22 protein-coding genes are annotated in these 23,586 nt (G+C 71.5%); 3 read left to right on the top strand and 19 right to left on the bottom strand.

The genetic code is table 11. From position 1 onward, the window contains the following. Positions 1 to 6: 6 nt before the first annotated feature. From miaB to ABZ930_RS27090, 7 genes are all read right to left on the bottom strand, one after another. On the bottom strand, positions 7 to 1,533 hold the full coding sequence (miaB, locus tag ABZ930_RS27120; protein WP_361552867.1) for a tRNA (N6-isopentenyl adenosine(37)-C2)-methylthiotransferase MiaB: 1,527 nt from the start codon (positions 1,531 to 1,533) through the stop codon (positions 7 to 9). A gap of 49 nt (positions 1,534 to 1,582) precedes the next feature. After that, positions 1,583 to 3,376 (bottom strand): ABC transporter ATP-binding protein, encoded by a 1,794-nt coding sequence (locus tag ABZ930_RS27115; RefSeq protein ID WP_361552899.1) that lies wholly within the window; start codon positions 3,374 to 3,376, stop codon positions 1,583 to 1,585. 181 nt (positions 3,377 to 3,557) lie between these two features. Then, positions 3,558 to 4,607 carry an Ldh family oxidoreductase gene (locus ABZ930_RS27110; RefSeq protein ID WP_361552864.1) on the bottom strand — a complete coding sequence of 350 codons (1,050 nt, stop codon included), beginning with the start codon at positions 4,605 to 4,607 and terminating at the stop codon, positions 3,558 to 3,560. 30 nt (positions 4,608 to 4,637) lie between these two features. Then, complete coding sequence (locus ABZ930_RS27105) at positions 4,638 to 6,350, bottom strand: thiamine pyrophosphate-dependent enzyme (RefSeq protein ID WP_361552861.1); 1,713 nt, start codon at positions 6,348 to 6,350, stop codon at positions 4,638 to 4,640. Between the two features lie 10 nt (positions 6,351 to 6,360). Further along, the gene (locus ABZ930_RS27100) at positions 6,361 to 7,221 is read right to left on the bottom strand and encodes an amidohydrolase family protein (protein ID WP_361552858.1); all 861 of its coding nucleotides are present in this window, start codon (positions 7,219 to 7,221) and stop codon (positions 6,361 to 6,363) included. Between the two features lie 187 nt (positions 7,222 to 7,408). Next, the gene (gene lhgO / locus ABZ930_RS27095) at positions 7,409 to 8,608 is read right to left on the bottom strand and encodes an L-2-hydroxyglutarate oxidase (RefSeq protein WP_361552855.1); all 1,200 of its coding nucleotides are present in this window, start codon (positions 8,606 to 8,608) and stop codon (positions 7,409 to 7,411) included. A 53-nt stretch (positions 8,609 to 8,661) separates the two neighbouring features. Further along, positions 8,662 to 10,113, bottom strand: coding sequence for an aldehyde dehydrogenase family protein (locus ABZ930_RS27090; protein WP_361552852.1), 1,452 nt, complete (start codon positions 10,111 to 10,113; stop codon positions 8,662 to 8,664). A 203-nt stretch (positions 10,114 to 10,316) separates the two neighbouring features. Here ABZ930_RS27090 and ABZ930_RS27085 point away from each other — a divergent pair, with 203 nt between their 5' ends. Beyond that, positions 10,317 to 10,604, top strand: a complete 288-nt coding sequence (locus ABZ930_RS27085; protein ID WP_361552849.1) for a putative quinol monooxygenase — start codon at positions 10,317 to 10,319, stop codon at positions 10,602 to 10,604. A gap of 82 nt (positions 10,605 to 10,686) precedes the next feature. Here ABZ930_RS27085 and ABZ930_RS27080 read toward each other — a convergent pair whose 3' ends face one another. The 12 genes from ABZ930_RS27080 to ABZ930_RS27025 form a co-directional block, all read right to left on the bottom strand. Continuing rightward, positions 10,687 to 11,679, bottom strand: a complete 993-nt coding sequence (locus ABZ930_RS27080; protein ID WP_361552846.1) for a methionine synthase II (cobalamin-independent)-like protein — start codon at positions 11,677 to 11,679, stop codon at positions 10,687 to 10,689. Between the two features lie 3 nt (positions 11,680 to 11,682). Then, positions 11,683 to 12,156, bottom strand: coding sequence for a heme-binding protein (locus tag ABZ930_RS27075; RefSeq protein ID WP_361552843.1), 474 nt, complete (start codon positions 12,154 to 12,156; stop codon positions 11,683 to 11,685). After that, a complete protein-coding gene (locus tag ABZ930_RS27070) occupies positions 12,153 to 12,944 on the bottom strand; it encodes an alpha/beta hydrolase (RefSeq protein WP_361552840.1) in 792 nt (263 codons plus the stop codon). Before ABZ930_RS27070 ends, ABZ930_RS27075 begins: the two co-directional genes overlap by 4 nt. Before the next feature lie 36 nt (positions 12,945 to 12,980). Beyond that, positions 12,981 to 13,352, bottom strand: a complete 372-nt coding sequence (locus ABZ930_RS27065; protein ID WP_361552837.1) for a VOC family protein — start codon at positions 13,350 to 13,352, stop codon at positions 12,981 to 12,983. Beyond that, the gene (locus ABZ930_RS27060) at positions 13,352 to 14,137 is read right to left on the bottom strand and encodes a fumarylacetoacetate hydrolase family protein (protein ID WP_361552834.1); all 786 of its coding nucleotides are present in this window, start codon (positions 14,135 to 14,137) and stop codon (positions 13,352 to 13,354) included. The genes ABZ930_RS27065 and ABZ930_RS27060 overlap by 1 nt, the downstream gene beginning before the upstream one ends. A gap of 6 nt (positions 14,138 to 14,143) precedes the next feature. Next, complete coding sequence (locus ABZ930_RS27055; protein WP_361552831.1) at positions 14,144 to 15,580, bottom strand: NAD-dependent succinate-semialdehyde dehydrogenase; 1,437 nt, start codon at positions 15,578 to 15,580, stop codon at positions 14,144 to 14,146. Positions 15,581 to 15,672: 92 nt separating this feature from the next. After that, on the bottom strand, positions 15,673 to 16,596 hold the full coding sequence (locus ABZ930_RS27050) for a VOC family protein (RefSeq protein WP_361552828.1): 924 nt from the start codon (positions 16,594 to 16,596) through the stop codon (positions 15,673 to 15,675). Between the two features lie 117 nt (positions 16,597 to 16,713). Further along, positions 16,714 to 17,631, bottom strand: coding sequence for a LysR family transcriptional regulator (locus ABZ930_RS27045; protein ID WP_361552825.1), 918 nt, complete (start codon positions 17,629 to 17,631; stop codon positions 16,714 to 16,716). 55 nt (positions 17,632 to 17,686) lie between these two features. Further along, positions 17,687 to 18,661: a sugar ABC transporter substrate-binding protein gene (locus ABZ930_RS27040; protein ID WP_361552822.1), complete on the bottom strand. Its 975-nt coding sequence runs from the start codon at positions 18,659 to 18,661 to the stop codon at positions 17,687 to 17,689. Further along, complete coding sequence (locus ABZ930_RS27035) at positions 18,658 to 19,638, bottom strand: ABC transporter permease (protein ID WP_361552819.1); 981 nt, start codon at positions 19,636 to 19,638, stop codon at positions 18,658 to 18,660. Before ABZ930_RS27035 ends, ABZ930_RS27040 begins: the two co-directional genes overlap by 4 nt. Before the next feature lie 171 nt (positions 19,639 to 19,809). After that, positions 19,810 to 21,300, bottom strand: coding sequence for a sugar ABC transporter ATP-binding protein (locus ABZ930_RS27030; protein ID WP_361552816.1), 1,491 nt, complete (start codon positions 21,298 to 21,300; stop codon positions 19,810 to 19,812). Continuing rightward, the gene (locus tag ABZ930_RS27025) at positions 21,297 to 21,878 is read right to left on the bottom strand and encodes a carboxymuconolactone decarboxylase family protein (RefSeq protein WP_361552813.1); all 582 of its coding nucleotides are present in this window, start codon (positions 21,876 to 21,878) and stop codon (positions 21,297 to 21,299) included. Before ABZ930_RS27025 ends, ABZ930_RS27030 begins: the two co-directional genes overlap by 4 nt. Positions 21,879 to 22,089: 211 nt before the next feature. Here ABZ930_RS27025 and ABZ930_RS27020 point away from each other — a divergent pair, with 211 nt between their 5' ends. Further along, on the top strand, positions 22,090 to 22,500 hold the full coding sequence (locus ABZ930_RS27020) for a cupin domain-containing protein (protein ID WP_361552811.1): 411 nt from the start codon (positions 22,090 to 22,092) through the stop codon (positions 22,498 to 22,500). 96 nt (positions 22,501 to 22,596) lie between these two features. Then, positions 22,597 to 23,538, top strand: coding sequence for a TIGR01777 family oxidoreductase (locus ABZ930_RS27015; protein WP_361552808.1), 942 nt, complete (start codon positions 22,597 to 22,599; stop codon positions 23,536 to 23,538). The last annotated feature ends 48 nt before the right edge of the window (positions 23,539 to 23,586 follow it).

The following is a 23,586-nucleotide window of genomic DNA, read 5'->3' as shown; positions in this document are numbered from 1 at the left end:
GGTGCCTCAGTCGACCGCGCAGCCGCCGGTGACCGCGGGCAGCGGCTCGGGGACGCCGATCTTGGGCAGGCCCAGCAGGACGCCCTGCTGCTTGTCCTGGGTCTCCTTGGTGCGCTTCTCCCAGGCGTCGCCCGCGCGCGTGGGACGCACGTTCAGCACCGCGCCCTCGGCCAGGAGGTGGTGCGGGGCGGCGTAGGTGATCTCGACCGTGACCACGTCGCCGGGGCGGACCTCCTGGTCCGGCTTGGTGAAGTGGACCAGGCGGTTGTCGGGGGCGCGGCCGGAGAGGCGGTGGGTGGCGCCGTCCTTGCGGCCCTCGCCCTCGGCGACCATCAGCTCCAGGGTGCGGCCGACCTGCTTCTTGTTCTCCTCCCAGGAGATCTCCTCCTGGAGGGCGACCAGGCGCTCGTAGCGGGCCTGCACGACCTCCTTGGGGACCTGGTTCTCCATGGTCGCGGCCGGGGTCCCGGGGCGCTTGGAGTACTGGAAGGTGAAGGCGGCGGAGAAGCGGGCCTCCCGCACGGCGTGCATCGTCTGCTCGAAGTCCTCCTCGGTCTCGCCGGGGAAGCCCACGATGATGTCGGTGGTGATCGCGGCGTCCGGCATCGCGGCGCGGACCTTCTCGATGATGCCGAGGAAGCGCTCCTGGCGGTACGAGCGGCGCATCGCCTTCAGGACGGTGTCCGAACCGGACTGCATCGGCATGTGCAGCTGCGGCATCACGTTCGGTGTCTCGGCCATCGCGGCGATCACGTCGTCGGTGAAGTCGCGCGGGTGCGGGGAGGTGAAGCGGACCCGCTCCAGGCCCTCGATGGAGCCGCAGGCGCGCAGCAGCTTGCTGAAGGCCTCGCGGTCGCCGATGTCGCTCCCGTAGGCGTTCACGTTCTGGCCGAGCAGGGTGATCTCGGAGACGCCCTCGGCGACCAGAGCCTCGATCTCGGCGAGGATGTCGCCGGTCCTGCGGTCCTTCTCCTTGCCGCGCAGCGCGGGGACGATGCAGAAGGTGCAGGTGTTGTTGCAGCCGACCGAGATGGAGACCCAGGCCGCGTAGGCGCTCTCGCGGCGGGTGGGCAGGGTGGAGGGGAAGGCCTCCAGGGACTCCGCGATCTCGACCTGCGCCTCTTCCTGGACGCGGGCGCGCTCCAGGAGGACGGGCAGCTTGCCGATGTTGTGCGTGCCGAAGACGACGTCCACCCAGGGCGCCTTCTTGACGATGGTGTCGCGGTCCTTCTGGGCGAGGCAGCCGCCCACGGCGATCTGCATGCCGGGGCGCGAGGTCTTGCGCGGGGCGAGCCGGCCGAGGTTGCCGTAGAGCTTGTTGTCGGCGTTCTCGCGCACCGCGCAGGTGTTGAAGACCACCACGTCGGCGTCGCCGTCGGAGCCCTCGGGAGCGCGGACGTACCCGGCGTTCTCCAGGAGGCCGGAGAGGCGCTCGGAGTCGTGGACGTTCATCTGACACCCGTAGGTGAGCACTTCATACGTCTTGGGGTCCGCTACGTCCACTGCCTGGCTCCGGTCGCTGCTGCTGGTCATGCACACAAGGGTAGGCCGTTGCGGGCACGGCTCCGTCGCCGAGCCCGTCTCACGGTGTGACCTCGGCCCCTTCCGCCGTCCCGGCCCTTTCCGGTTCGTTCCCGTCGACCAGGAAGCCGCCCGACTGGTGCAGCCAGAGCTTGGCGTAGGTGCCGTCGGCGGCGAGGAGGTCGTGGTGGGTGCCCTGCTCGACGACGCGGCCGCGGTCCAGGACGACGAGACGGTCCATGCCGGCGACGGTGCTCAGGCGGTGGGCGATCACCAGGGCGGTGCGGCCCTCCATGAGGCGCCACAGGGCCTCCTGGACGAGCCGTTCGCTCTCGGAGTCCAGGGCGCTCGTCGCCTCGTCGAGGAGCAGGACGGGGGCGTCGCGCAGGATGGCGCGGGCCAGGGCGACGCGCTGGCGCTGCCCGCCGGAGAGCTTGACGCCGCGCTCGCCGACCAGGGTGCCGAAGCCGTCGGGGAGGGTGTCGGCGAACTCCGTGACGTGCGCGGCCTCGGCCGCGCGGCGGATCTCCGCGTCGGTGGCGTCCGGGCGGGCGAAGGCGATGTTGTCGCGCAGGCTGCGGTGGAACATGGCGGGGCTCTGGGGCACGTACGCGATCAGCTCGCGCAGGTCGCGCTGGCGCACCCGGCTGATGTCCTGGCCGCCGATCCGGATCTGGCCGCCCTGGATGTCGGACATGCGCAGCAGCAGCCGGGTCAGGGTCGTCTTGCCGCCGCCGGACCGGCCGACGAAGCCGACCTTCGCGCCGCCGGGCACCTCCAGGTCCAGGCCGTCGAAGAGCCGGGGCGCCCCCGCGTGGGCGAAGGCCACCTTCTCGAAGCGGACGTCGGTGCGGCCGGGCCGGGTGGGCCGGGGCGCGGGCGGGTCGAGGACGGTCGCCGGCACCATCAGGAGCTCCGTGAACTGGGCGGCCTCCGTCGTCGAGCTCTCCAGGCGGCGGTAGATCTGGTTGAAGTCGAACATGATCCGGGTCGCGTTCGAGTAGTACGTGAACGCCACCACGACGCCCTCGACGCCGTGGCCGCCGCCCAGGGTGACCGCGAGGAGCAGGCCCAGCGCGTTGGTGAGCACGGACAGCGGGGCGACGAGGGTGTCGATGCGCAGGTTGCTGTAGTCCCAGGACTTGAGCATCCAGCGCTGCGACTCGGCGACCCGGCTGCGGTGCTCGGCGGCCTCCCGGTCCTCGGCGGCGAACGCCCGGATCGTCTCCATGTTCGACAGGCTGTCGGCGACATGGCCCGAGACGCGGGCGATCGCCGCCTCGCGCGCGTCCACGATCCGCTGCCTGCGGCGGATGAGCGGGGCCACGGTCAGGCCGGTGACGGCGATCATCGTCAGCAGGGCGACGACGAGCCAGGGCTCGTAGGTCCAGAGCACCACCGAGCCGAAGATCAGCGGGACCAGGCTGCCGGTCACCTGGAAGACGAGGGTGTCGGCGAACTCCTCGAAGCGGACCGCGAAGCTGGAGACCCGCTTGGTCAGCGATCCGGCGAAGTTGTCGTGGAAGAACGTGGCGTCCTTGGCGTACAGCTCGTCCATGCCGTGGACGTACAGCCGCTCGACGCCCTGGGCGTCCACCCGGTTGAGGCAGTGGATGCCGATCCGCCACATCGTCTCGGCCAGCAGCAGCACGCCGGCGAAGACCGCGACGTACGGCAGTGCGCCCCGGGCGTCGACCGTGCCCTCCCCCGCGAAGCGGCCGACGAGGTGGGCGACGACGAGGGGCGCGATGTAGTTGATGCCGACGTTGCCCAGGGCGGGCAGCAGCATCGCGGGGACCGCGAGCCGGCGCTGCCGGACCAGCTCGCCGACGTAGATGCGCCAGGCGAGCAGCACCGCGCTGCGGCGCGGTGCTGTCCTCGGGGCTCCGGGCGTCTCCAACTTCCCACTCCTGTCCGGTAGATGGATGACCCCGGCCGCCGGCTGGGGTCGACAGGGTGGGAAGTGTCCCGCGGCCGGAACGATGACGGCCAAGGGTTTTTTCGAGCCCCTTGTCCGGCTTGTTCCGGCCTCCGGCTCACCGCACCGGGGGCAGCGCCACCCCCTTCTCCTGTGCTGCGTCGGCCAGTTGGGCCCAGACCTTGGGGGCGATCGGGATGCCGTGGGCTCCGCGCTCGTCGGCGGTCGCCGCGCTGCGTTCACCCGGATAGTGGACTTCTCGGGTGCCGTCCGCCGCCGGAAGGCCCTTGAGGGTCTCCAGGGTCGTGTCGACGTCGGCGACGAAGACGTCCGCGCCGCCGAAGGCCGCCGGGTCCACCGCGATCAGCAGGGCGTTCTGGCGGTGCTTGCGGCCCGCCGGGTCGCCGGAGTGGAAGGCCGCGAGGATCGGGGCGCCGACCAGGACGCCGGTCAGCATCTCGAAGGCGAGGGACATGCCGGCGCCCTTGGCGCCGCCCAGCGGCAGCGGCAGCACGGCCTGCTCGGGGTCGGTGGTCGGGGTGCCGTCCGCGGTGGCCGCCGCGCCCTCCGGCAGCGCGGTGCCGCTCGCCTTCGCCTGCCGGATCCTCCCCAGGGCGATGGTGGCGGTGGCCATGTCGAGCAGGAGCGGGGCGTGCTCGCGTGCGGGGACGGCGATGGCGAGCGGGCTGGTGGCGACGGCCGGCCCCTTGGCGCCGGTGTAGCCCATGTTGGGCATCCCGGCGACGAAGCCGATGCCGACCAGCCCCGCCTCGGCGATCTTCGACACGTAGTAGCCGATGGCGCCGGTGTGCACGGTCTCCCGGACCCCGACGGAGGCGATGCCGTTGGCCCGGGCACGGGTCACCGCTTCCCGGGCGGCGGCGGTCAGCGCGACCGGTCCCGGTGCGCGGTCGGCGTCGAGGACGGCGGCCCCCGGGGCGCCGGAGCTGAACCTCAGCTCGGGGGTGGCGTTGGCGACGCCCTGGGCGAGCAGGTCGAGATAGGCGGGTACGCGCGCGATGCCGTGCGATTCGACGCCGCGCTGTGCGGCCCAGACGAACACGTCGGCGGTGGTCGCGGCGTGCTCGGCGCCCAGGCCGCCCTTCTCGAGCAGGGCGGCGGCGAACGTGCGCAGGTCGGCGGGGGCGACCAGGGTCTTGTCGGGCATGGTGACGGATCCTTACGAGTCCGGGGCGGCTCAGCGGGAGACGAGGACGTCGACGACGGCGGTGGTGCCGGCGGCGACGGCCTTCAGGGCCCGCTCCAGGGCGGGGACGAGGGCGTCGGGCGCGTCGACGGTCTCGGTGTGCATGCCGAACGGTTCGGCGAAGGCGGCCAGCCGCGGCAGCCGGTGCAGATCGGTGCCGAGCCATTCACCGGTGTCGGCGGCGGCGCCTTCGGGATAGAAGCGGCGGTGGTTGAGGTTCATCGACTTGTAGACACGGTTGTTGAACACCACGACGAGGAGCGGCAGTTCGTACGTCCTGGAGGCGTCGTACGACGGGATGACCGGGTTGTAGGTGAAGGCGCCGTCGCCGACGGTCAGCACCACGGGCCGCTCGCGCGCGGCGAGTTTGACGCCGAGCGCGACGGCCATGCCCTGGCCGAGGCCGCCCTGTACGTAGAAGTACGAGTCGGGGACGGAGGTCTTCAGGTGGCGCTTGACGACGCGGCTGTGGGTGATGGTCTCGTCGACGACGATGCCGTCCCGGTCCGCGAGGAGGGTGCGCAGGGAGGCGGCGACGAGGACCGGGTCGACGCCGGCCGTCCGCTGGGCCGCGTCCGTTTCGGCCCGCCCTATGGCGACCTGTTCGGCGGCGTGCCGCTCCTCCTGCGCGGCGCGCCGGGCGGCCACCGCCGCCGGGTCGAGGTCCTTCGCCCGCCTGGCCAGCTGGCGCAGGGAGTGGGTGACGTTCCCCTCCAGGTAGTGGTCGGCGTACAGCACCTGGTAGACGACGTGCGGGCGCTGCGGCACCTCGTCGATCACGACGACCGTGGCCTTCTCGGGGCGGCGCGAGGGCGGGTAGAACGGGGCGCGGCAGTTGACCAGGAGGATCAGGTCCGCCTCGGCCATCCACGGGCCGATGTCGCCGCCCGCGTGCAGCGGGTGGGTGCGCGGGAAGTTGGCGCAGACCGCCGAGTCGGGTTCGACGACCGGGATCTGCCAGGCCTCGGCGAAGGCCACCAGGGCCTCGAAGCCGCCCTCCTCGCGGCCCGCGGTCTCGGTGACGATCACCGGGTTCCGGGCCGTGCGCAGCAGTGCGGCGACGGCGTCGGCCTGGTCGGGCGAGCTGTGCGTGGTGCCGGGTGCGACGAGCGGCTTGGCCTCGCGTCCGTCCCAGTCCTCCAGCAGGATCTCCAGCGGGATGTTGAGGTAGGCCGGTCCCGCCGGGGCGCGCCGGGCGAGTTCGGCGGCGCGCGTGACCATGGTGGGCAGGGTGTGCACGCTCGCGGCCTCGGTGGCCCACTTGGTGAACGGCTGGGCGATGCCGTGCGGGCCGCCCACGATCGACAGGTTGCGGTACCACTGGCCGCCGGGGTCGGGTCCCGGAGCGTCGCCGTACGTCGTGGACTCCGAGGACGCGACGACCATCGGGACCCCGGCGAGGAGCGCGCCGTGCACGGCCATGGAGCCCTGGAGCAGGCCGGGGGCGGCGTGCAGCAGGACGCCCTGGGGGCGGCGCTCGAGCAGCCCGTAGCCGGTCGCCATGCCGGCCGCGACGGTCTCGTGGGTGAGGTCCAGGTAGACCGGCGCGGGCTCGCCGTCGCGGTGGCGGCGGGCCAGGGACTCCCACACCGGGGCCCATTCGGAGCCGGAGGAGCAGAACAGGTAGTCGGCACCGACGGCGTTGAAGGCGGAGACGAGTGCGTCTCCGCCGTCGACGCCGCGCGCCTCGTGCGCGTACGTCATGGGTGCGTCCTCAGCCCTCGATCGGCCAGTTCAGGACCTCGGCGATGCCCCGGCCCATGATCCATTCGAGCTCGTCGGGGGTGAAGTCCCAGTGCTTGGTGAACTGTTCGATGGTGTCGGTGTAGGTGATGCCGTGGCCGGTCAGGCGCGTGATGTCGGTGCCGTAGAAGCAGCGTCGCGGGCCCATCTTGTCGACCATCTCGCGCACGTACTTCTCGATGTTGTTGTTCGGGAAGGGCTGGGTGGAGTAGCCGGGCAGCGCCGAGAGCTTGACGTAGATGTTGGGGTGTTCGTGCAGGTCGGCGGTCTCCTGGACCCAGTAGCCGATGGCGTCGTCGACGCAGCGGGCCATGATGCCCATGTGGTCGATGATGATCTTCAGGCCGGGGTGGCGGCCGGCTATCTCGCCCAGCTCACGCTTCCAGATGGGCGCGTGCACCATCGTCGGGACGTTCAGCTCCTCGGCGAGGGGCCAGTACCAGTCGTTGGTGCCGTCGATCATCCAGTTGCGGTCGATGGGGCGGTGGAAGGTGAGGCGGGTGCCCTTGACATGCGGGTTCTGGGCGAAGTCCTTGAGCATGGCCCTGCCCTCTTCGGGCTTGTTCTGCGGGATGCGCGCCATGATGCCGAACCGGTCCGGGTGCGCCTCGCACGCTTCGAGGGCGTAGTCGATGCGGTCGCCCTCCCAGGACGGCGGGAGGATCAGCGCCCGGTTGACGCCGGCCTCGTCCATCAGCTCCAGGGCCTCCTCGTAGCTGAAGGGGTCCTCGCGGTGGCCGTTGAGGCGGATCCGCTCGCGGGCGCCGGGGACCCAGGGGCGGTCCGGGGTCTCTTCCTTCCAGATGTGGATCTGGGTGTCGACGACGAACATGCCGGTGCTTCTTTCTCTGGACGACTGGAGGGGGTGTGCGGTGAGACCGACGTTAGGTGCGTCGCGGCGCCTTGCGCAGAGCTGGGCGCGCAAGCAGTTCTTGCGCGAAAAGGCGCAGGGCACAGGGGTGTTCGGGGCCGATCGGTGCGGTTCGGGACTCGGGGACGAGGTCCCGAACCGCACCCGCTCAGGACGCGTCGAGGGCGGCGTCCACGATGTGCTCGGCGATCGCCAGGCAGGCCGTCGCGGCGGGCGACGGGGCGTTGCGCACGGCCGTGATCCGGCCGGACCGGTGCAGACGGAAGTCGTCGACGAGGGTGCCGTCGCGGTCCAGCGCCTGGGCGCGCACGCCGGCGCCGCCGCGGACGACGTCGTCGACGCCGACCCCGGGGACGTACAGCTTCGCGTCCTTCATGAAGGCGGCCGTGGAGAAGGAGCCCTTGTACTCCTTGATGCCGGTGCGCCAGTGCCGGGCGGCCATGCGCCAGACGCCGGGGTAGGCGGCCAGCCCCACGAGGTCCTTCGGGGAGACCCGGGTGCGGGTGTATCCCTCGCGGGCGAGGGCGAGGACGGCGTTCGGGCCGACCTCGACCGAGCCGTCGACGCGCGGGGTGAAGTGCACGCCGAGGAACGGGTACCGGGGGTCGGGCACCGGGTAGATCAGCCCGCGCACCAGGTCCGCCCGCTCCGGTCTGAGCAGCATGTACTCGCCGCGGAACGGGACGATCCGGGGTTCGGGCCCGCCCCGCGCGAGCCGGGCCACGGAGTCGGAGTGGAGCCCGGCGCACAGCACGAGCCGGTCGACGCTCACCCGCTCGGTCGCGGACGCCACCTCGATGCCGCCGGTGACCTCGGTGATGCCGGTGACGTGGAAGCCGAGCCTGACCTCTCCCCCGGACGACTCGATGTCCCGGGCGAACGCGCGGGCGATCCCCGGGTAGTCGGTGATCGCGGTGCGCGGGGAGTGCAGGGCCGCGATGCCGCCGGCCTGCGGTTCGAGTTCGGCGATCTCCTCGCGGGAGACCTTCCGCAGCTCCGGTACGTGGTTGTTCCTGGCCCGCTCGTAGAGGGCGTTCATCCGGTCGAGCTCGTCCTCGCGCACGGCCATGACCAGCTTGCCGATCTCCCGGTACGGGAGCTCGTGCTCCTGGCAGTACTCGCGGAGCAGGCCGACGCCCCGGACGGTCAGGTCCGCCTTGAGGCTGCCGGGCGTGTAGTAGATGCCGGCGTGCACGACACCGGAGTTGTGGCCCGTCTGGTGGTGGGCGACGTCCTGTTCCTTGTCGAACACGACGACGCGGGTGCCGGGGCGGCGCAGGGTGATCTCGCGGGCGGTCGCGAGGCCCACGATGCCGGCTCCCACGATGCCTATCGTCTCGTCTGCCAACATCCGCCTCCTTTCTGGAAGTTGTGCGTATGACGCGCTTGCGCAACACCTAACTACGCGCCGTAGTGGATCGCGACCGTCTTCACCCGGGTGTAGAAGTGCAGCGCCTCGGTGCCCTGCTCCTTGAACGGGGAGCCGGAGTCGTGGAAGCCGCCGAAGGGGTGGTGGACGTCCCAGCCGGGGGTGGTGAGGTTGACGGCGATCTGGCCGCACTCGGCCTCGCCGGCGAAGCGGTGGGCGGCGTGCAGGTCGCGGGTGAAGACGGCGGCGGCGAGGCCGAAGCCGGAGTCGTTGACGGCGGCGATCGCCTCGTCGAGGGAGTCGACGGCGCGGACCGCGAGCACCGGACCGAAGACCTCCTCGCGCCAGATGTCGACGGCGTCGGTGACGTCGCCGAGAACGGTCGGGTTGAGGTAGCAGCCGTGCACGAGGGCGCCGTCGGCCGGCGCGTCGCCGCCGGCCAGGACCTTCGCGCCCTGCTCGACGGCGCGCCCGATGTGCTCGGCGACGCTGTCGCGCTGGCGCGGACCGGAGAGGGGGCCCATGCCCGTCCCCTCCGCGAGCGGTGCCCCCGGCCGGAGTGCCGCGACCTCGGTCAGCAGCAGGCGGACGAACGCGTCGTGCACCGGCCGCTCGACGACGACGCGGCTGGTGGCGGTGCACCGCTGCCCGGCCTGTCCGAAGGCGGCGGCGACGACCGTCCGCGCGGCCTTGTCCAGATCGGCGTCGGCGAGGACGACGGAGGCGTTCTTGCCGCCGAGTTCGCCCTGGAAGCGGATGTTGCGGGTCGCGAACGCCGTACGCAGCCGATCACCGACGGCGTTGGAACCGGTGAAGGTGACGGCGGCGATGCGCGGGTCGTCGAGGAGCGCGCCGGAGATCCGTGCGGTGCGGCCGGTGACGACGTTCAGGACCCCGGCCGGCAGGCCCGCGTCGTGCAGCGCCCGCGCCAGGTGGAGCCCGGACACCGGGGTCTCGGTGGCGGGCTTGAGGACGGCGGTGTTGCCCGCGGCGAGCGCGGGGGCCAGCTTGCGGGCCGGGGTGATCAGCGGGTCGTTCCACGGGGTGACCGCCAGGACCACGCCGAGCGGCTCGGCCTGTGCGCTGGTGCGGGTGTCGGGGCGGATGTCGTTCAGGAGCGTGCCGTAGCCGCCCCGGCCGACGAGCAGCCCGTAGTACTCCAGGAAGTCGGCGGCCTTCAGCGTCTCGCCGCGGGCCTCCGCGCGCGTCTTGCCGTTCTCCGTGGCGATGTCCTCGGCGATTCCGTCGGCGCGCTCGCGCAACAGCGCGGCGGCGGCGGTCAGGACCGTGGCGCGGGCCAGCGGACTCGTGCGCTTCCACGCGGGGAAGGCGCGCTGGGCGTGGTCGTAGGCGCGGGTGACGTCGGCGGGGGTGAGCGCCGGGACGCGGAAGGCGGGGGTGCGCAGGTCGGCCGGGTTCTGGACCTCGATCCACTCGTCGCCGGCCGTCCACTCCCCGCCGACCAGGGTCTCCACGGAACGCATCTGGATCACTTCTCTCTCCGGCAGCTACGGGATCTGCGGCGTCTGGGGCATCGGGAACCGGATGTACGACACACCACGCGCGGCGTCGCGGGCAGATCCGGGGAGGCAGTCATTGGTTGCGCGGCGCGCGGGTGGCCCGCGTGGGGTTCTGTGCTGCAATCGGAGCACTGTTGAACTGGTCTTTTGTGGTGAGGAGCCCTGCCGTGACGTACGCCGTTTTCGCCCACTACCGCTGTGCCGCCGACGATGCGGAGACCGTGCGGGACGCGTTGCTGAAGATGCGGGAGTTCACGCGTGAGGAGCCGGCCAATATCGCCTACGAGGTGCATGCCGAGGCCGATGTGCCGGGTGGGTTCGTGTTGTACGAGGTGTACGAGGACCGGGCCGGATTCGACGCGCATTGCGCTGCCGCGCATTTTGCGGAGTTGATCGTGGGGGTGGTGCGGCCGTTGCTCCGGGAGCGGGAGGTGACGTTCGCCGAGGTGCTTTAGCTTCTGCGGCTTACGTCGTGGTTGCTCGCGCAGTTCCCCGCGCCCCTGAAAGAGCTGTCGCTCTTCAGGGGCGCTGCCCGTTTCAGAACTCGTTGCCCCATACATATCTGGCCAGGGTCTCCACCAGGACCAGTTTGCCGTGCTGTTCCGGCTCGGTCAGGAGGGGGTGGGAGGCCGCGTCGGCGAAGCCCCGGGTCGGGGAGATCGCCGCGTCCTCCAGGTCCTTCAGTTCGCCCGCCGCGTCCAGGCGGTCGAGGACCGTGTCGATGTCCTCCAGGTCCGCGACGGCCGCGTCGACCACGCCGAAGCAGACGTCCCGGTCCTCGGGCAGGGCGCGGACGAGATCGAGTTCCGCCGTGGACGCGCTGCGCAGCGGCAGGATCCAGCGGTCGGCCGGGATCTGCGTGAACAGCCGCTCGGCCGCCGCCCGGTCGACCGTCGCCGGGGCCGTCGCGCCCGGGAAGTAGCCGATGCGGACGCCCTCGGGCCGGGTGTCCAGGCGGACGGCCGCCGCGTCGACGGCGAGCGCTTCGGCGTACGGGAGCGGGCCCGCCGGGGCGGCGTCGGTGGCCGTCGCCGCGAGCAGCAGCGGGTTGTCGAGCTGGACCAGGCGGACCCCCGCGTCGACCAGGCGGGCGATCTCGGCCCGGACGATCTCGGCGAAGGCCTCCCCCAGTTCGGTTGCGTCCAGGGGGCTTTCGAGGGTCGCGGCGAGGTACGACGGGGCGGGCAGCGTCACCTTCGGGGCGATGACGGTCTGGGCGGCCAGGTGCTTCGCGTGCTCGACGGCGAGCGGGCCCGCCGCCTTCGGCAGGGTGTCCGCGGCCCAGACGGCGAGCCCGTCGGGGCCGGTCCGGTCCGTGCGGCGCACCCCGGCGACGTGCTCCAGGACGGCGCCGCGGAAGTCCTCGTAGGGGTAGCCGCCGTCGGTGACGACCGTGGAGCGCAGCTTGCGCTGGTAGGCGACGGCGCCGGTGAGCGCGGCGGCCAGCGAGTCGGCGTCCGTGCGGTCCAGGCCCGCCGGGCGGACCAGGCTTCCGTGGTGGTCGATGCGGTAGTTGAACGTGTCCGCCATGGTTCAGGACCGCCCTTCGGCCGGTGCGCCCGCGACACCCCAGGCGGCGAACTCCAGTTCGTAGCCCAGGGCCTTGAGTACTTCCTCGGCGATGACCTGGTCCTCGTCGGCGGTGCCGCCGGCGATGCCGAGGCCGCCGATGATCTCGCCGTCCCTCTTGATGGTCATGCTGCCGTCGGCGGCCATGATCGGCAGGGCGGCGCCGGGCAGCTGGGAGAGCTGGGAGAAGAAGACGGGCTGGCTCTCCTGCCATTTCTTGAGCATCTTGCCGGGGCGCTGCATGACGGCCGCGGTGTAGGCCTTGGCGCGGGCGATGTCGGGGGTGAGCGGGCGGGCACCGTCGGGGCGGCGGACGGCGATGACGAAGCCGCCCGCGTCGACGACGGCGACGCTGACCGCCTTACCGATGTCCTGGGCGCGCCGGTGCGCGGCGGTGATGATCTCTTCCGCGGCGTCGAGGGTGAGGGCGGCGGTCATACGGAGTCCTTCGCGGGGGTGAGGGTGCGGCGCAGGCGGGCGACGGCGGCGTTGTACGTCTCCGGGGTCTCCCAGTACATGGAGTGCGGGGCGCCGTCGACGATTTCCAGGTGGGAGCCGGGGAGCAGGTCGTGGGCGCGGGTGACGGTCTTCACGCTGAGCACGGCGTCCTTCTCACCCGCGAGGAAGGCGACCCGGACGCCGGACGCGGCGATCTCTTCGAGGGTCGGGCCGTTGGCGTCGAGGTTGCGCAGGTCCTGCATGGTGGCGACGTTGAACGTGCCGAGCTGCTTGAACAGAAAGGTGAGATCGGCCCGTTCGGTGCGGAACCGCCGGGTCAGCAGGCGGTCGATGACGGGGAGCTTGACGGCCTCCGCGCGGTCGGCGGCGGCGAGTTCGCGCAGCTCGGGGTGGTCGATGCCGCCCAGCGAGTGGCCGAGGACGACCGAGGTGACGCGGTCGGGGCGGGTGAGTCCGGCGCGCAGGGCGGCGACGGAGCCGATGGACTGGCCGACCAGCATCGCGTCGGTGAGGTCCTCCTGGTCGAGGACGGCGACGACGTCCCCGTAGAAGGCCTGGCCGTCGAACTCGGTCTGCGGCTCGGCCAGTTCCGTGCGGCCGAAGCCGCGCAGGTCGAGCGTGACGACGGTGAACTCCTCGCGCAGCGCGGCGACCTGCTGCCACCAGATGGCGTGGTGGCCGCCAGAACCGTGCACGAACACGATCGCCGGACCTTCGCCGTGCCGCTCGTAGTAGATGGACGCACCGTCGGAATCGACGTAGGGCATGAGACACGAACTCCTGAACGATGTCGACGGCGTGGGTCAGTTGGGGCGCTTGGCGTGGTACACGAGTTCGATCATGGTGTGGTCGGGATCGTGGATGTAGCAGAACTTCGACTGGTTCTCGGGGCGCTGGATCGGCCGGGTGTGCCGGATTCCCAGCTCCTTGAGGTGGTCGAGGAACTCGTCCCAGTCGTCGACCTCGACGGCGAAGTGGTAGGGCGCCATGCGCTCCATCTCCTCGACGGGGGTGAAGTGCAGGTCGAAGTTCCCGCGCGTCATCAGCACCACGCGCGTGTTCGACCTGGGCATGATGCGCTTCATCCCGAAGACCTTCGCGTACCAGGCGGCGGTGCGGTCGGGGTCGGTGGTGGGGAAGTTGACGTGGTGGATGTAGCGGGGTTCCTTGCTCATCAGGCAGGACCTTCCTGTGGTGCTTCCTCTAGTACGGGGTTGGAGAGCACCCCGATGCCGCTGATCCCGACGGCGACGGTGTCTCCCGGTTCCAGGGCGCAGGTGGACTCCGCGCCCATCCACAGCACGTCGCCGGGGTGCAGGGTGAGGCGGCGGCTCATGGCGACGATGTAGTCGTACGGGTCGAACACCATGTCGCCGGTGGGGAACCGGGCGCGTACCTCGCCGTTGACCGAGAGCGTCGTGGTCTGCGCGAGCGCGTCGACGGCCGTCTCGATCCAGGGGCCCATCGGCTTGAAGGTGTCGCTGTTCTTGGCCCGCCAGAAGGTGCGGTCCTCGTGCTGCCAGGTGCGGGCGCTGACGTCGTTGCCGATGGTCCAGCCGAAGACGCCCGCGCGCGCCTCGTCGTACGTGGCGTGCCGCATCCGCCGGCCGATGACGGCGACGAGTTCGGGCTCGGCCTCGAACCGGCCGGTGACGTCGGACGGCCTGACGATCGGCGAACCGTGCCCGGTCAGGGCGTTGTTGGCGCGGTAGCCGATCTCCGGGCGGGCCGGTGTCGTGGCGCCGTGCTCGGCGATGTGCCGCGGGTAGTTGAAGCCGACGGCGTAGAAGACGGGCGGGACCACCGGGGGCAGCCAGCGGGCCCCGGTCACGGGCAGCTCACCCGTGACCGAGGGGGCCGGGCTCTCCAGCGGGGAGGCCGAGAGCAGTTCGAGGGTGTCGGGGCCGGCGGCGCGGGCCCAGTGGGCGCGGCCGCCGACGTCGACGCGGGCGTATTTCACGGGCGGTCAGCTCAGCCGGTGCGCGACGCGCTTGGTGACGAGGTAGGAGTCCAGGGCCTCGGGACCGCCCTCGCGTCCGTACCCGCTCTCCTTGACCCCGCCGGACGGTGCTTCGTGGACGGATCCGCCGCAGTGGTTGATCGACAGGATGCCGGCCTCCAGTTCGGCGGAGAGCCTCTCGGCGGTGGCCGCGGACTCCGTGAAGCCGTAGGCGGCGAGGCCGAACGGCAGGGAGTTGGCGACGGTCAGCGCGTCGTCCAGGTCGTCGAACGGCACGATCGGGGCGAGCGGCGCGAACGGCTCCTCGCTCATGATCTGCGCGTCCCGCGGTACGTCCGTCAGCACGGTCGGCGCGAAGAAGTATCCGGCACGGTCGGGGCGCAGGCCGCCGGTGCGCACGGTCGCGCCGCGCCGCACGGCGTCGGCGGTGAGGCGTTCGGCGGCGGCCAGGCGGCGTTCGTTGGCGAGCGGGCCCATGGTGGTCGCCGGGTCGAGTCCGTCGCCGACCACGATCTCCTCGGTCGCCTTCACGAAGGCGGCGGCGAAGTCGTCGTGGAGCGAGGAGTGCACGAGGAAGCGGCTGGGCGAGGTGCAGACCTGCCCGGCGTTGAAGAACTTGGCGCGGGCGGCGCGCCGGGCGGCCTCCACGGGATCGGCGTCCGCGCAGACGATCACCGGCGCGTGGCCGCCGAGCTCCATCAGGGCCGGCTTCATGACCTGGCCCGCCGCGGCCGCGAGCAGCTTGCCGACGGGGACGGATCCGGTGAACGCGACGAGCCGGGTCACCGGGGAGGCGATCAGCCGGGCGGACACGTCGGCGGGTTCGCCGAAGACGAGGTTGAGGACTCCGGCGGGGAGCCCCGCGTCGGCGTAGCAGGCGACGAGCGCGGCGGCCGTCGCCGGGGTCTCCTCGGAGGCCTTGATGACCATGGAGCAGCCGGCGGCGAGGGCGGAGGAGATCTTCCGGTTGGGGCCGCCGACGGGGAAGTTCCAGGGCACGAACGCGGCGACGGGGCCGATCGGTTCGCGGCGCACGGACAGGATCGTGCCGGGGGCGGAGGGGATGGTGCGGCCGTAGGCGCGGCGGGCGTCCTCGATGTGCCAGCGCAGGGTGTCGGCGGTCCGGCGGGCTTCCCCGATCGCCTCCTTGAGGGGCTTGCCGCCCTCCAGGGTCATGACGCGGCCGATCTCCGGGGCGCGTTCGGTGATCAGGTCGGCGGCGCGGTGGAGGATCTCGGTGCGGGTCGCCACCGGGGTGGCGCGCCAGGTCTCGAAGCCCCGGCGCGCCGCTTCGAGGGCGTCGTCGAGGTCGGCGGGCGTCGCGAGGGGGACGGTGCCGATGGTCTCTTCGGTGGCGGGGTTGACGACGGGGGCGGTTTCTTCGGTGCCGGATTCGCGCCACTCGCCGCCTATGTAGAGGCGTACGCGGGGATAGCTGGTCATGAAAGCGGGCCCTTTCCGATCAAGCCCCTCCGGCGATCGGGGAGCGGGGTCCGGGGCGGAGCCCCGTGGCTGGTCGCGCAGTCCTCGCGCCCCTAGGGGCGATTGCTGCGCAGGGACCAGATCGTGTGCGGCGGAGCCGTCTCGTGGACGCGGGTCTCGTACGAGGCGTCGGCGCGGTCCATGTCGCAGGCGTACTCGACGCGGCCGCCGCACGGCGCGTGCAGAAAGCGGAAGATGTTGGAGCCGATGGTGTGCCGGCCCAGCTTGCGGGCCTCGCGCCAACCCTTCTCGATCATGTTGTTGCCGCCCTCGATGACGTCGTCGACGCCCGGGACCTCGTACGCGATGTGGTTGATCCCGGCCTTGTCGGGGCGGTGGCAGAGCAGGAAGGTGTGCTGGTCGTCGTCGCCGGGGGCCTGGAGGAAGACGCCCATGGGCTCGACGACGTCGGTGGGGCGGAAGCCCAGGCGGTCGGTGTAGAAGGCGACGGCCTCCTGACGTCCGGCCTGGGGGATGTTGAGGGCGACGTGGCACATCCGCAGCGGCCTGACCTGCCCGACCGGTGCCAGCGGAGTGTTCCAGCGGCCCACGCTGCCCGACACGTTCGCCGGGCGGGGGGTGACGGTGAGGGGGCGGGGCCTGGCCAAGGTGAGGCCGACTCCGAAACCGGTCTCGTCGACGGTGTGGTGGACGCCGTCGGCGCTCTCCCGGACCGGGCGGTCCTTGCCGGCCTCCCGGACCAGACGGTCGAGTGCGTCGGCGGTGTCCACCCCCCAGACGATCTCGCGCAGGGTCGGGCCGTCCTCGACGGGCGGCGGGAGCAGCGGGCCGGGGGCGCCGTCCAGGTGGACGGTCTGTCCGGCGAGCGTCTCCAGCACGGCGTGCTCGTCGGTCCGTTCCACCAGGAACAGCCCGAAATCCTCGAAGAACCGCACAGCCTCTTCGAGAATCCCGCCGCTTTCGACGTCCGAGCGGGTGACCGAGTAGGTGACCGACTCTATGCGCTGAATCCCCATCGATTCCTCACTCCAGATCTCCCCCGTGCTTTCTCCGGCGATCGTAGATTTGCCCGTCGGCCGCCTCAACGGCCCTGCCGTTCAAGGTGTGCAACCCTTGTTTGCGGATGCGGTCGGTCAGTCGCCGACGGGGATGCGCGGAATGGGATTCCGGGAGAACCAGCGGGTGAGGAACTCCAGGAACACCGCGATCTTCTTCGGTGTGGACTGTCCGGGGCCGTAGATCGCGTACAGCGGCCGGTCGGGCACGCCGAGCTGGGGAAGCAGCACTTCCAGAGCGCCGGAGAGCAGGTCGTCGTAGGCGGGCCGCTGCGGCAGCAGTCCGATGCCGCGGCCGTGCACGGCGGCTTTCTGCAGCGCGATGTACGAGTTCGACGAGAAGGCCACATTGCGGATCTTGTGCAGCGTCGAGGAATGCCCGTGGCCGATGCGCCAGACGGGATCGTTCACGTGGACCAGGCAGTCGTGCGCGGCGATCGCGTTCGGCTCGGTGAGCTGTCCGTGCCGTTCCAGGTATTCCGGTGCGGCACAGAGCACGAAGGGCAGCGAGGCGATTTTCTTGAGACGCACCCCGGAATCGCGGAGATCCCTGGTGTGGAACGCGACGTCGAATCCGCTGTCCAGAAAGTCGTACGTCCGGTCGGACATGCCGCCGAGTTCGAAACGTATGTGAATCTTCGGGTGGGCCGCGGAGAACGCGGCGATCGCATCGCCCAGATCCAGACTGCCGATCCATTTGGGGCAGATGATGCTCAGCGCCCCTTCGGCCCGGTCGTGGAGCTGGGCGATGGAAACGTCCTCCGTCGCTATTTCTTCGAGTATCCGTGAGCAGAACTCGGCGTAGCGCAGGCCCTGTTCGGTGAGACTGACCGAGCGGGCCGTGCGGTTGACGAGCCGGACGCCGACCTGCCGCTCCAGCTCGGCGACGTGCCGCGACACCAGGGAGCCGGAGGAGCCGAGCTTCTTCGCGGCCCCGTTGAAGCTCCCGTTCTGCGCGACGGTCACGAAGCTGTGCATGAGCAGCAGGCGATCCATGAGTCCTCGATTTCAGGCAGTGCTGGAATTCCGGCGCTTCTCATAAAGGGGCGCTCTACTCGGGGCAGTACCGAGGCGCCTCGTCCACGGTGTCCCGGGTGATCAAAGTAAGGGGGACCTTACTTACTTTGTCAACCTTCTTGTCAGCAAGAAGGTCGACGCTTTGCCGGACGGCGGTCTGCCCGATGGTCAGGGCCGAGTTGGAGACGGTCGCCTGGAGCCGGCCGTCCTTGACCGCGGCGATCCCGTCCTCGGAGCCGTTCACCGAGACGATCTTGACGTCCTTGGCGCCGGCCGCGTCGAACGCCTTGCGGACGGCGAAGGCCATCTCCTCGTTGGCGACGAAGGCGTAGTCGAGGTCCGGGTGGGCCTGGATCATGTTCTCGGCGACGTCCTGGGCCTTGGCCGGGTTGAACATGCCGGGCTGGTTGGCGACGACCTTCGCGGTGGCCGGCAGCCGTTTGGTGAAGCCGCCGACCAGCAGGTCGGAGGCGGCTCCCGGCGCCCCGGCGACGACCCCGACCTCGACGTTCTTCGACCCCGCGTCCTCGGCGATCCAGTCGGCGTCCATCTGCCCGACCTTGGTGAGGTCGACGACGGCCGCGCCGAGGATGTCGGAGATCTTGTCGGTCGAGACGGACGTCAGATAGATCGGGATGCCGGCCGCCTTGGCCTTGGCGATGTCCCCGTCGAGTGCGTCGACGTTGACCGTCTGCACGATCAGCGCGTCCACGTTCCGGGAGATCATGTCCTCGATGTTGGACAGTTCGGTCCCGGCGTCCTGCTTGGAGTTGGCCGTGTAGACCTTGGCGTCCTCCTTCTTCGCGGTCTGTTCGACGGCCTTCTGCAGACAGGTGTGGAAGTGCGTGTTGGCGCCGTTGACGAAGCCGAGCGAGACGGAGCCCTTCTTCGAGCCCCCGCTGTCGGCACTGGTGTCGGCGTCTTGCGCGCAGCCCGCGAGCACCAGCGCGGTGACGCCGGCGAGCGAGGCCGCGAGGGCTCTGCGGGAGCGGGGGACGGTGGACGTCATGGCGTACTGCCTTTCCTCTGGAAGCCGTTGATGACCGCGGCGACGAGCAACACGGCTCCGGTGACGACGAGTTGGTAGTTGCTGTTGACCTGGAGCAGATTGAGGGCGTTGGCGACGACGCCGAGCAGGACCACACCGAGCGCGGTGCCGGCGATGGTGCCGCGGCCGCCCGCGAGCGACGTACCGCCGATGACCACGGCCGCGACGGCCGTCAACTGGGTCTGCAGACCGGCGGTGTTGGGCGCGCTGGCGCCGAGCCGGGAGAGCAGCATCAGTCCGGCGAGCCCGGCGAGGGCGCCGGCCAGCGCGTAGAGCGCCAGCTTGCGGGCGGGGACGTTGATGCCGCTGAGCCGCGCGACGTGCTCGTTGCCGCCCATCGCGAACGCGTCGCGCCCGAAGGTCGTGAACCGCATGACGAGCCCGATGGCGGCCAGGACGAGCACGGCGACGACGAGCAGCCAGGGCACCCCGGCCACCGTGGAGTTGCCGAGGGCCTGCATCTTGTCGCCGATGGTGACGCTCATGCCGTTGAGCACGAGCAGTGCCACACCGTCGAGCAGCATCGCGGTGGCGAGCGTGGCGACGAACGGGGCGACGTTGGTGAAGGTGACGACGAGCCCGTTGACCAGCCCGACGCACGCGGCGAGCAGCAGCGCGACGACCACGGTCACCGCGGTGGACCGTCCGCCGGAGAGCATCTGGGCCGCGACGGCGGTGGTGACGGCGGCGTTGGACCCCATGGAGAAGTCCATGCCGCCCGCGGTCATCAGCAGGGTCAGGCCGCCGGCGATGACGGCGTTGACGCTGATCTGCCGCAGGACGTTGAGCAGGTTCTGCGAGGTGGTGAACGAGTCGGCGCGCAGCGCGGTGAACACGATGACGACGACGAGCACGGCGAGGAGCCCCGCGTGCGGGATACGGACGGCCGGCACCACGTCCGCCCGCTCACGGGCGACGAAAGGAACCTTGACACTCACTGTGACGATCCTCCGAACAGCGGGCGCCCCGTAGGGGGCGCGGGGCAGCATCGACTGGCGGCTCCGCCGCGGAGCGCGAGCAACCACGACGAACGGAAAGCTGGGGGCCGGGGCACAGCCCAGGGGGCGACCCCAAGGACCTGAGCCCCCACACACGCGCACCCGCCGGCCTCACGCGCCCCCACCCCCCACGGCCAGCGCCACCAGCCCGTCCTGACCGACCTCGGCGACATCCCGCTGAGCAACGACCCGCCCGGCGCTGACCACGACGACCCGGTCCGCGAGCCGCATGACCTCCTCGGCCGACGAGGACGCGAGCAGCACGGCGACGCCCCGCCCGGCCATTTCGTCGACCAGGGTGTGGATCTCCGCCATCGCCGCGATGTCCACCCCGTTGGTGGGGTCCTCCAGGAAGCAGGCGACCGGCTCGGTCTGCAGCCATTTGGCGAGGAGCACCTTCTGCTGGTTGCCGCCGGACAGAGTGGCGACGGTCGGGTTGCCGGCGAGGGCGACGACTCCGTAGCGCCGGCGCAGCGGCGCGGCCCGCCGGGCGAGATCCCGCCCGCGGTGCCAGCCGCGGCGCTCCAGGCGGTCCTGGGCGAGCATCAGGTTCTCGTCCACGGACAGTCCGGGGACGAGCCCGAGCGTGCGCCGGTCGCCGGTGACGCAGCGCAGCCCGCCCGCGAGGGAGGCGGCCACCTTGCCGAACGGCACCGCGGCGCCGCCGACGCTCAGCTGCCCGGCGTCCGGCCTCGCCCGCCCGGAGAGCAGATCGAACAGGCTGGACTGGGCGTCCCCTGCGGGTCCGAGCACCGCGACGACCTCGCCCCTGCGGACGTCCACGGAGAAGTCGCGGATGGCGCGCCCGCGGCTCAGCCCCCGTACGGAGATCCCCGGCTCGTCCCGCGGCGCGGGCCGTGCGGGCCGTGCCGACACGACGTCCCGCCCGACCATCCCGCGCACCAGCGAGGCCGCGTCGAACTCACCGGCCGGCGCGCTGCGCACGACACCGCCGTCGCGCAGCACGGTGATCCGGTCGGCGATGCCCATGACCTCGCCGATGTAGTGCGAGATGTAGACGACGGCGACCCCGTCGTCGCGCAGCCGGCGCACCAACCCCCGTATCTGCTCCGCCGCTTCGGCGCTGAGGCAGGCGGTCGGCTCGTCCAGGACGAGGACCCGTCCGCCGCGCCGCACCTCCCGCGCGACCTCGACCATGGTCTGTTCGGCGACGGTCAGCTCACCGGCGGGTCTGCGTACGTCGATGTCGATGCCGAGACCCGAGAGAGCCTTCCGGGCGCCGGAGTCGACGGCGCTCCAGGTGACGACGCCGTGTCGGCGCGGCAGGTCGCCGAGCATGATGTTCTCGGCGACGGTGAGCCCGGCGGCCAGTTCGCGGCGCTGGGGCACGGAGGCGATGCCGAGCCGGCGGGCGCGCCGCACGGTCAGGCCCGGCTGGGCCTGACCGTCGACCTCGACGGTGCCCCGGTCGGCCTGGTGGACGCCCGAGAGGACCTGGACGAGCGTGGACTTGCCCGCGCCGTTCATGCCCATCAGGGCGTGCACCTCGCCCGGGTGCAGGTCGAGGTCGACGTCGCGCAGGGCGGCCGCGCCGCCGAAGCTCTTGGTGACGCCGCGGACCCGGACGACAGGCCCGCTCATGCGGGGTTCACCCGGCCGTACCCGCGGATGTCGGGGAACGGCGGCTCCTTGTCGGCCTGCAGATCCACCTGGAAGGTGTTGAGGCACATGCCGAGCATGGTGAAGTTGCCGAGCGCGCCGATGGTGTCGACCAGACCCTGCGGCCCGAAGTGTTCCAGGGCGGCGGCGAAGGTCTCGTCCGAGACGAAGTGTTCGTCGAGGACCTCGTGGGCGAACCGGAAGAAGGCCTGGTCGGCCGGGTCGTCGAAGGCGACGTCGGCGTAGCGCTTGTCGGCGATGGCCTTGATGTTGGCCTCGCTGACACCCGCGTCGAGGGCTTGGTGGACGTGGGCGTTCCAGGAGTACTGGGCGTCCCAGTTGCGGCCCGCCATCAGCAGCGCGAGTTCCCGCAGCCGCTTGGGCAGGGAGCAGTCGAACCGGGCGAACGCGCCCAGCGCATCGGCCCGTTCGGCCATCTCGGGGCTGTGCAGCCAGACGCGGAACGGACCGCGCACGGCACCCCGCTTGCCGGCGATCCGCGCGGCCAGTTCCCGCTGGCGCGGGGTCATGTCCTCTTCGTCGAGTACGGGGAGCCTCATGGGCGTGGAACCGCCTTCACATCCGGTGCACGGTCGTGGTCCGCCGTGCGACGGTGGCCGACCGTACCCCCGGGAAAGGGCCCCACCACCCCTCCGGGAATGCAAGGTAAAACTGCACGCCGGACGGCATCCGCGAGCCGGGAACGGCTTCTAACCTCGGTCGACACGGCCCCTCGCCCGGGCTCCTCCGCACCTGTGAAAGGACCGCCGGATGACGACGATCATCAAGGCCGCAGCCGTCCCCCTCCTCGACCGCGGCGGCGCCGTCGCGACCACTCCGCTGATCACCACCGCGTCGGCCGGCGGTGAGAACCGGATCACCAGCGGGATCAGCGTCTACCCGGTCGGCTCGGGCGCCCCGCTGCACTCGCACAACTGCGACGAGCACGTCACGATCCTCGACGGCGCGGCCGAGGTGGTGGTCGACGGCGAGGTCACGAAGCTGGAGCGGCACGACACCACGTACGTCCCGTCGCCGATTCCCCATCTCTTCCGCAACGTGGGTGACACCCCGCTGCGCATTCTGTGGGTGTACAGCTCCGGCCATGTGACCCGTACGTTCACGGAGACCGGCCGGACGGTGGAGCACCTGTCGGCCGAGGACCGGATGGGCAGGGACTGACCCCGCCCCCGTTCGCACCCTGCGTCCCCCGCACGCTATTTTGAACATGTTCAACTCGCTGCGGAACAGTCAGCGGGTCGCTTGAGGGGGCGCGCCATGAAGGTCGTACTGCCGGGTGGCACAGGACAGGTCGGCGGTGTGCTGCGCCGCGCGCTCAGCGCGGCGGGGCACGAGGTCGTCGTGCTGAGCAGGCGACCCACGCGCGCGGGCGAAGTGGAGTGGGACGGCCGCACGCCGGGCGCCTGGGTGAAGGAGATCGACGGCAGCGACGTCGTGGTCAACCTCGCCGGGCGCAGCGTCAGTTGCCGCTACACGACCGAGAACCTGCGCGCCATGATGGACTCCCGGGTCGACTCGGCCCGCGCCGTCGGGGAGGCCATCGCCGGCGCGGCCCGGCCGCCCGCGCTGTGGCTGCAGATGAGCACGGCCACGATCTACGCCCACTCCTACGACGCCGCGCACGACGAGGCGTCCGGGGTCATCGGCGGCACCGAGCCAGGCGTCCCGGGCTACTGGGCGTACAGCGTCGACATCGCCCGGGCCTGGGAGCGCGCGCAGCAAGACGCCGACACCCCGGACACCCGCAAGGTCGCCCTGCGCGCGGCGATGGTCATGAGCCCGGACCGCGGCGGCGTCTTCGACGTGCTGTCGTGGCTCGCGCGGCTCGGTCTGGGCGGGCCGGTCGCGGGCGGCCGGCAGTACATGTCCTGGATCCACGACCAGGACTTCGTACGGGCGGTGGAGTTCCTGATCGCCCACGAGGAGCTGACGGGACCGGTGAACCTGGCGGCCCCGCATCCGCTCCCCCAGCGCGACTTCATGCGCGTCCTGCGCCGGGCCCGGCGCGTCCCGCTCGGTCTGCCGGCGACCCGCTGGATGGCCGGGGTGGGCGCCTTCGCGCTGCGTTCGGACACGGAGCTCCTGCTCAAGAGCCGCCGGGTGGTGCCGGGCCGGCTCCTCGACGCCGGGTTCTCCTTCGCCCATGAGCGGTGGGACACGGCGGCGGCGGATCTGGTGGGCCGGCGCCGCCTGCGGTGACCCCGGCGGCCCGAGCGGCGCGGGCAGGTCACCGGGTGTGACCGGCCG

Source organism: Streptomyces sp. NPDC046716 (genome assembly GCF_040645755.1).
GTDB lineage: Bacteria > Actinomycetota > Actinomycetes > Streptomycetales > Streptomycetaceae > Streptomyces.
This window is presented reverse-complemented; position numbering and strand designations above follow the sequence as displayed.

What these genes read in the sequence shown, in the direction of transcription:
- miaB (WP_361552867.1), bottom strand. Translation starts at nt 1,533, where the DNA reads ATGACCAGCAGCAGCGACCGGAGCCAGGCAGTGGACGTAGCGGACCCC.
- ABZ930_RS27110 (WP_361552864.1), bottom strand. Translation starts at nt 4,607, where the DNA reads ATGCCCGACAAGACCCTGGTCGCCCCCGCCGACCTGCGCACGTTCGCC.
- ABZ930_RS27105 (WP_361552861.1), bottom strand. Translation starts at nt 6,350, where the DNA reads ATGACGTACGCGCACGAGGCGCGCGGCGTCGACGGCGGAGACGCACTC.
- ABZ930_RS27100 (WP_361552858.1), bottom strand. Translation starts at nt 7,221, where the DNA reads ATGTTCGTCGTCGACACCCAGATCCACATCTGGAAGGAAGAGACCCCG.
- ABZ930_RS27090 (WP_361552852.1), bottom strand. Translation starts at nt 10,113, where the DNA reads ATGCGTTCCGTGGAGACCCTGGTCGGCGGGGAGTGGACGGCCGGCGAC.
- ABZ930_RS27080 (WP_361552846.1), bottom strand. Translation starts at nt 11,679, where the DNA reads ATGGCGGACACGTTCAACTACCGCATCGACCACCACGGAAGCCTGGTC.
- ABZ930_RS27075 (WP_361552843.1), bottom strand. Translation starts at nt 12,156, where the DNA reads ATGACCGCCGCCCTCACCCTCGACGCCGCGGAAGAGATCATCACCGCC.
- ABZ930_RS27070 (WP_361552840.1), bottom strand. Translation starts at nt 12,944, where the DNA reads ATGCCCTACGTCGATTCCGACGGTGCGTCCATCTACTACGAGCGGCAC.
- ABZ930_RS27065 (WP_361552837.1), bottom strand. Translation starts at nt 13,352, where the DNA reads ATGAGCAAGGAACCCCGCTACATCCACCACGTCAACTTCCCCACCACC.
- ABZ930_RS27055 (WP_361552831.1), bottom strand. Translation starts at nt 15,580, where the DNA reads ATGACCAGCTATCCCCGCGTACGCCTCTACATAGGCGGCGAGTGGCGC.
- ABZ930_RS27050 (WP_361552828.1), bottom strand. Translation starts at nt 16,596, where the DNA reads ATGGGGATTCAGCGCATAGAGTCGGTCACCTACTCGGTCACCCGCTCG.
- ABZ930_RS27045 (WP_361552825.1), bottom strand. Translation starts at nt 17,631, where the DNA reads ATGGATCGCCTGCTGCTCATGCACAGCTTCGTGACCGTCGCGCAGAAC.
- ABZ930_RS27040 (WP_361552822.1), bottom strand. Translation starts at nt 18,661, where the DNA reads ATGACGTCCACCGTCCCCCGCTCCCGCAGAGCCCTCGCGGCCTCGCTC.
- ABZ930_RS27030 (WP_361552816.1), bottom strand. Translation starts at nt 21,300, where the DNA reads ATGAGCGGGCCTGTCGTCCGGGTCCGCGGCGTCACCAAGAGCTTCGGC.
- ABZ930_RS27025 (WP_361552813.1), bottom strand. Translation starts at nt 21,878, where the DNA reads ATGAGGCTCCCCGTACTCGACGAAGAGGACATGACCCCGCGCCAGCGG.
- ABZ930_RS27020 (WP_361552811.1), top strand. Translation starts at nt 22,090, where the DNA reads ATGACGACGATCATCAAGGCCGCAGCCGTCCCCCTCCTCGACCGCGGC.
- ABZ930_RS27015 (WP_361552808.1), top strand. Translation starts at nt 22,597, where the DNA reads ATGAAGGTCGTACTGCCGGGTGGCACAGGACAGGTCGGCGGTGTGCTG.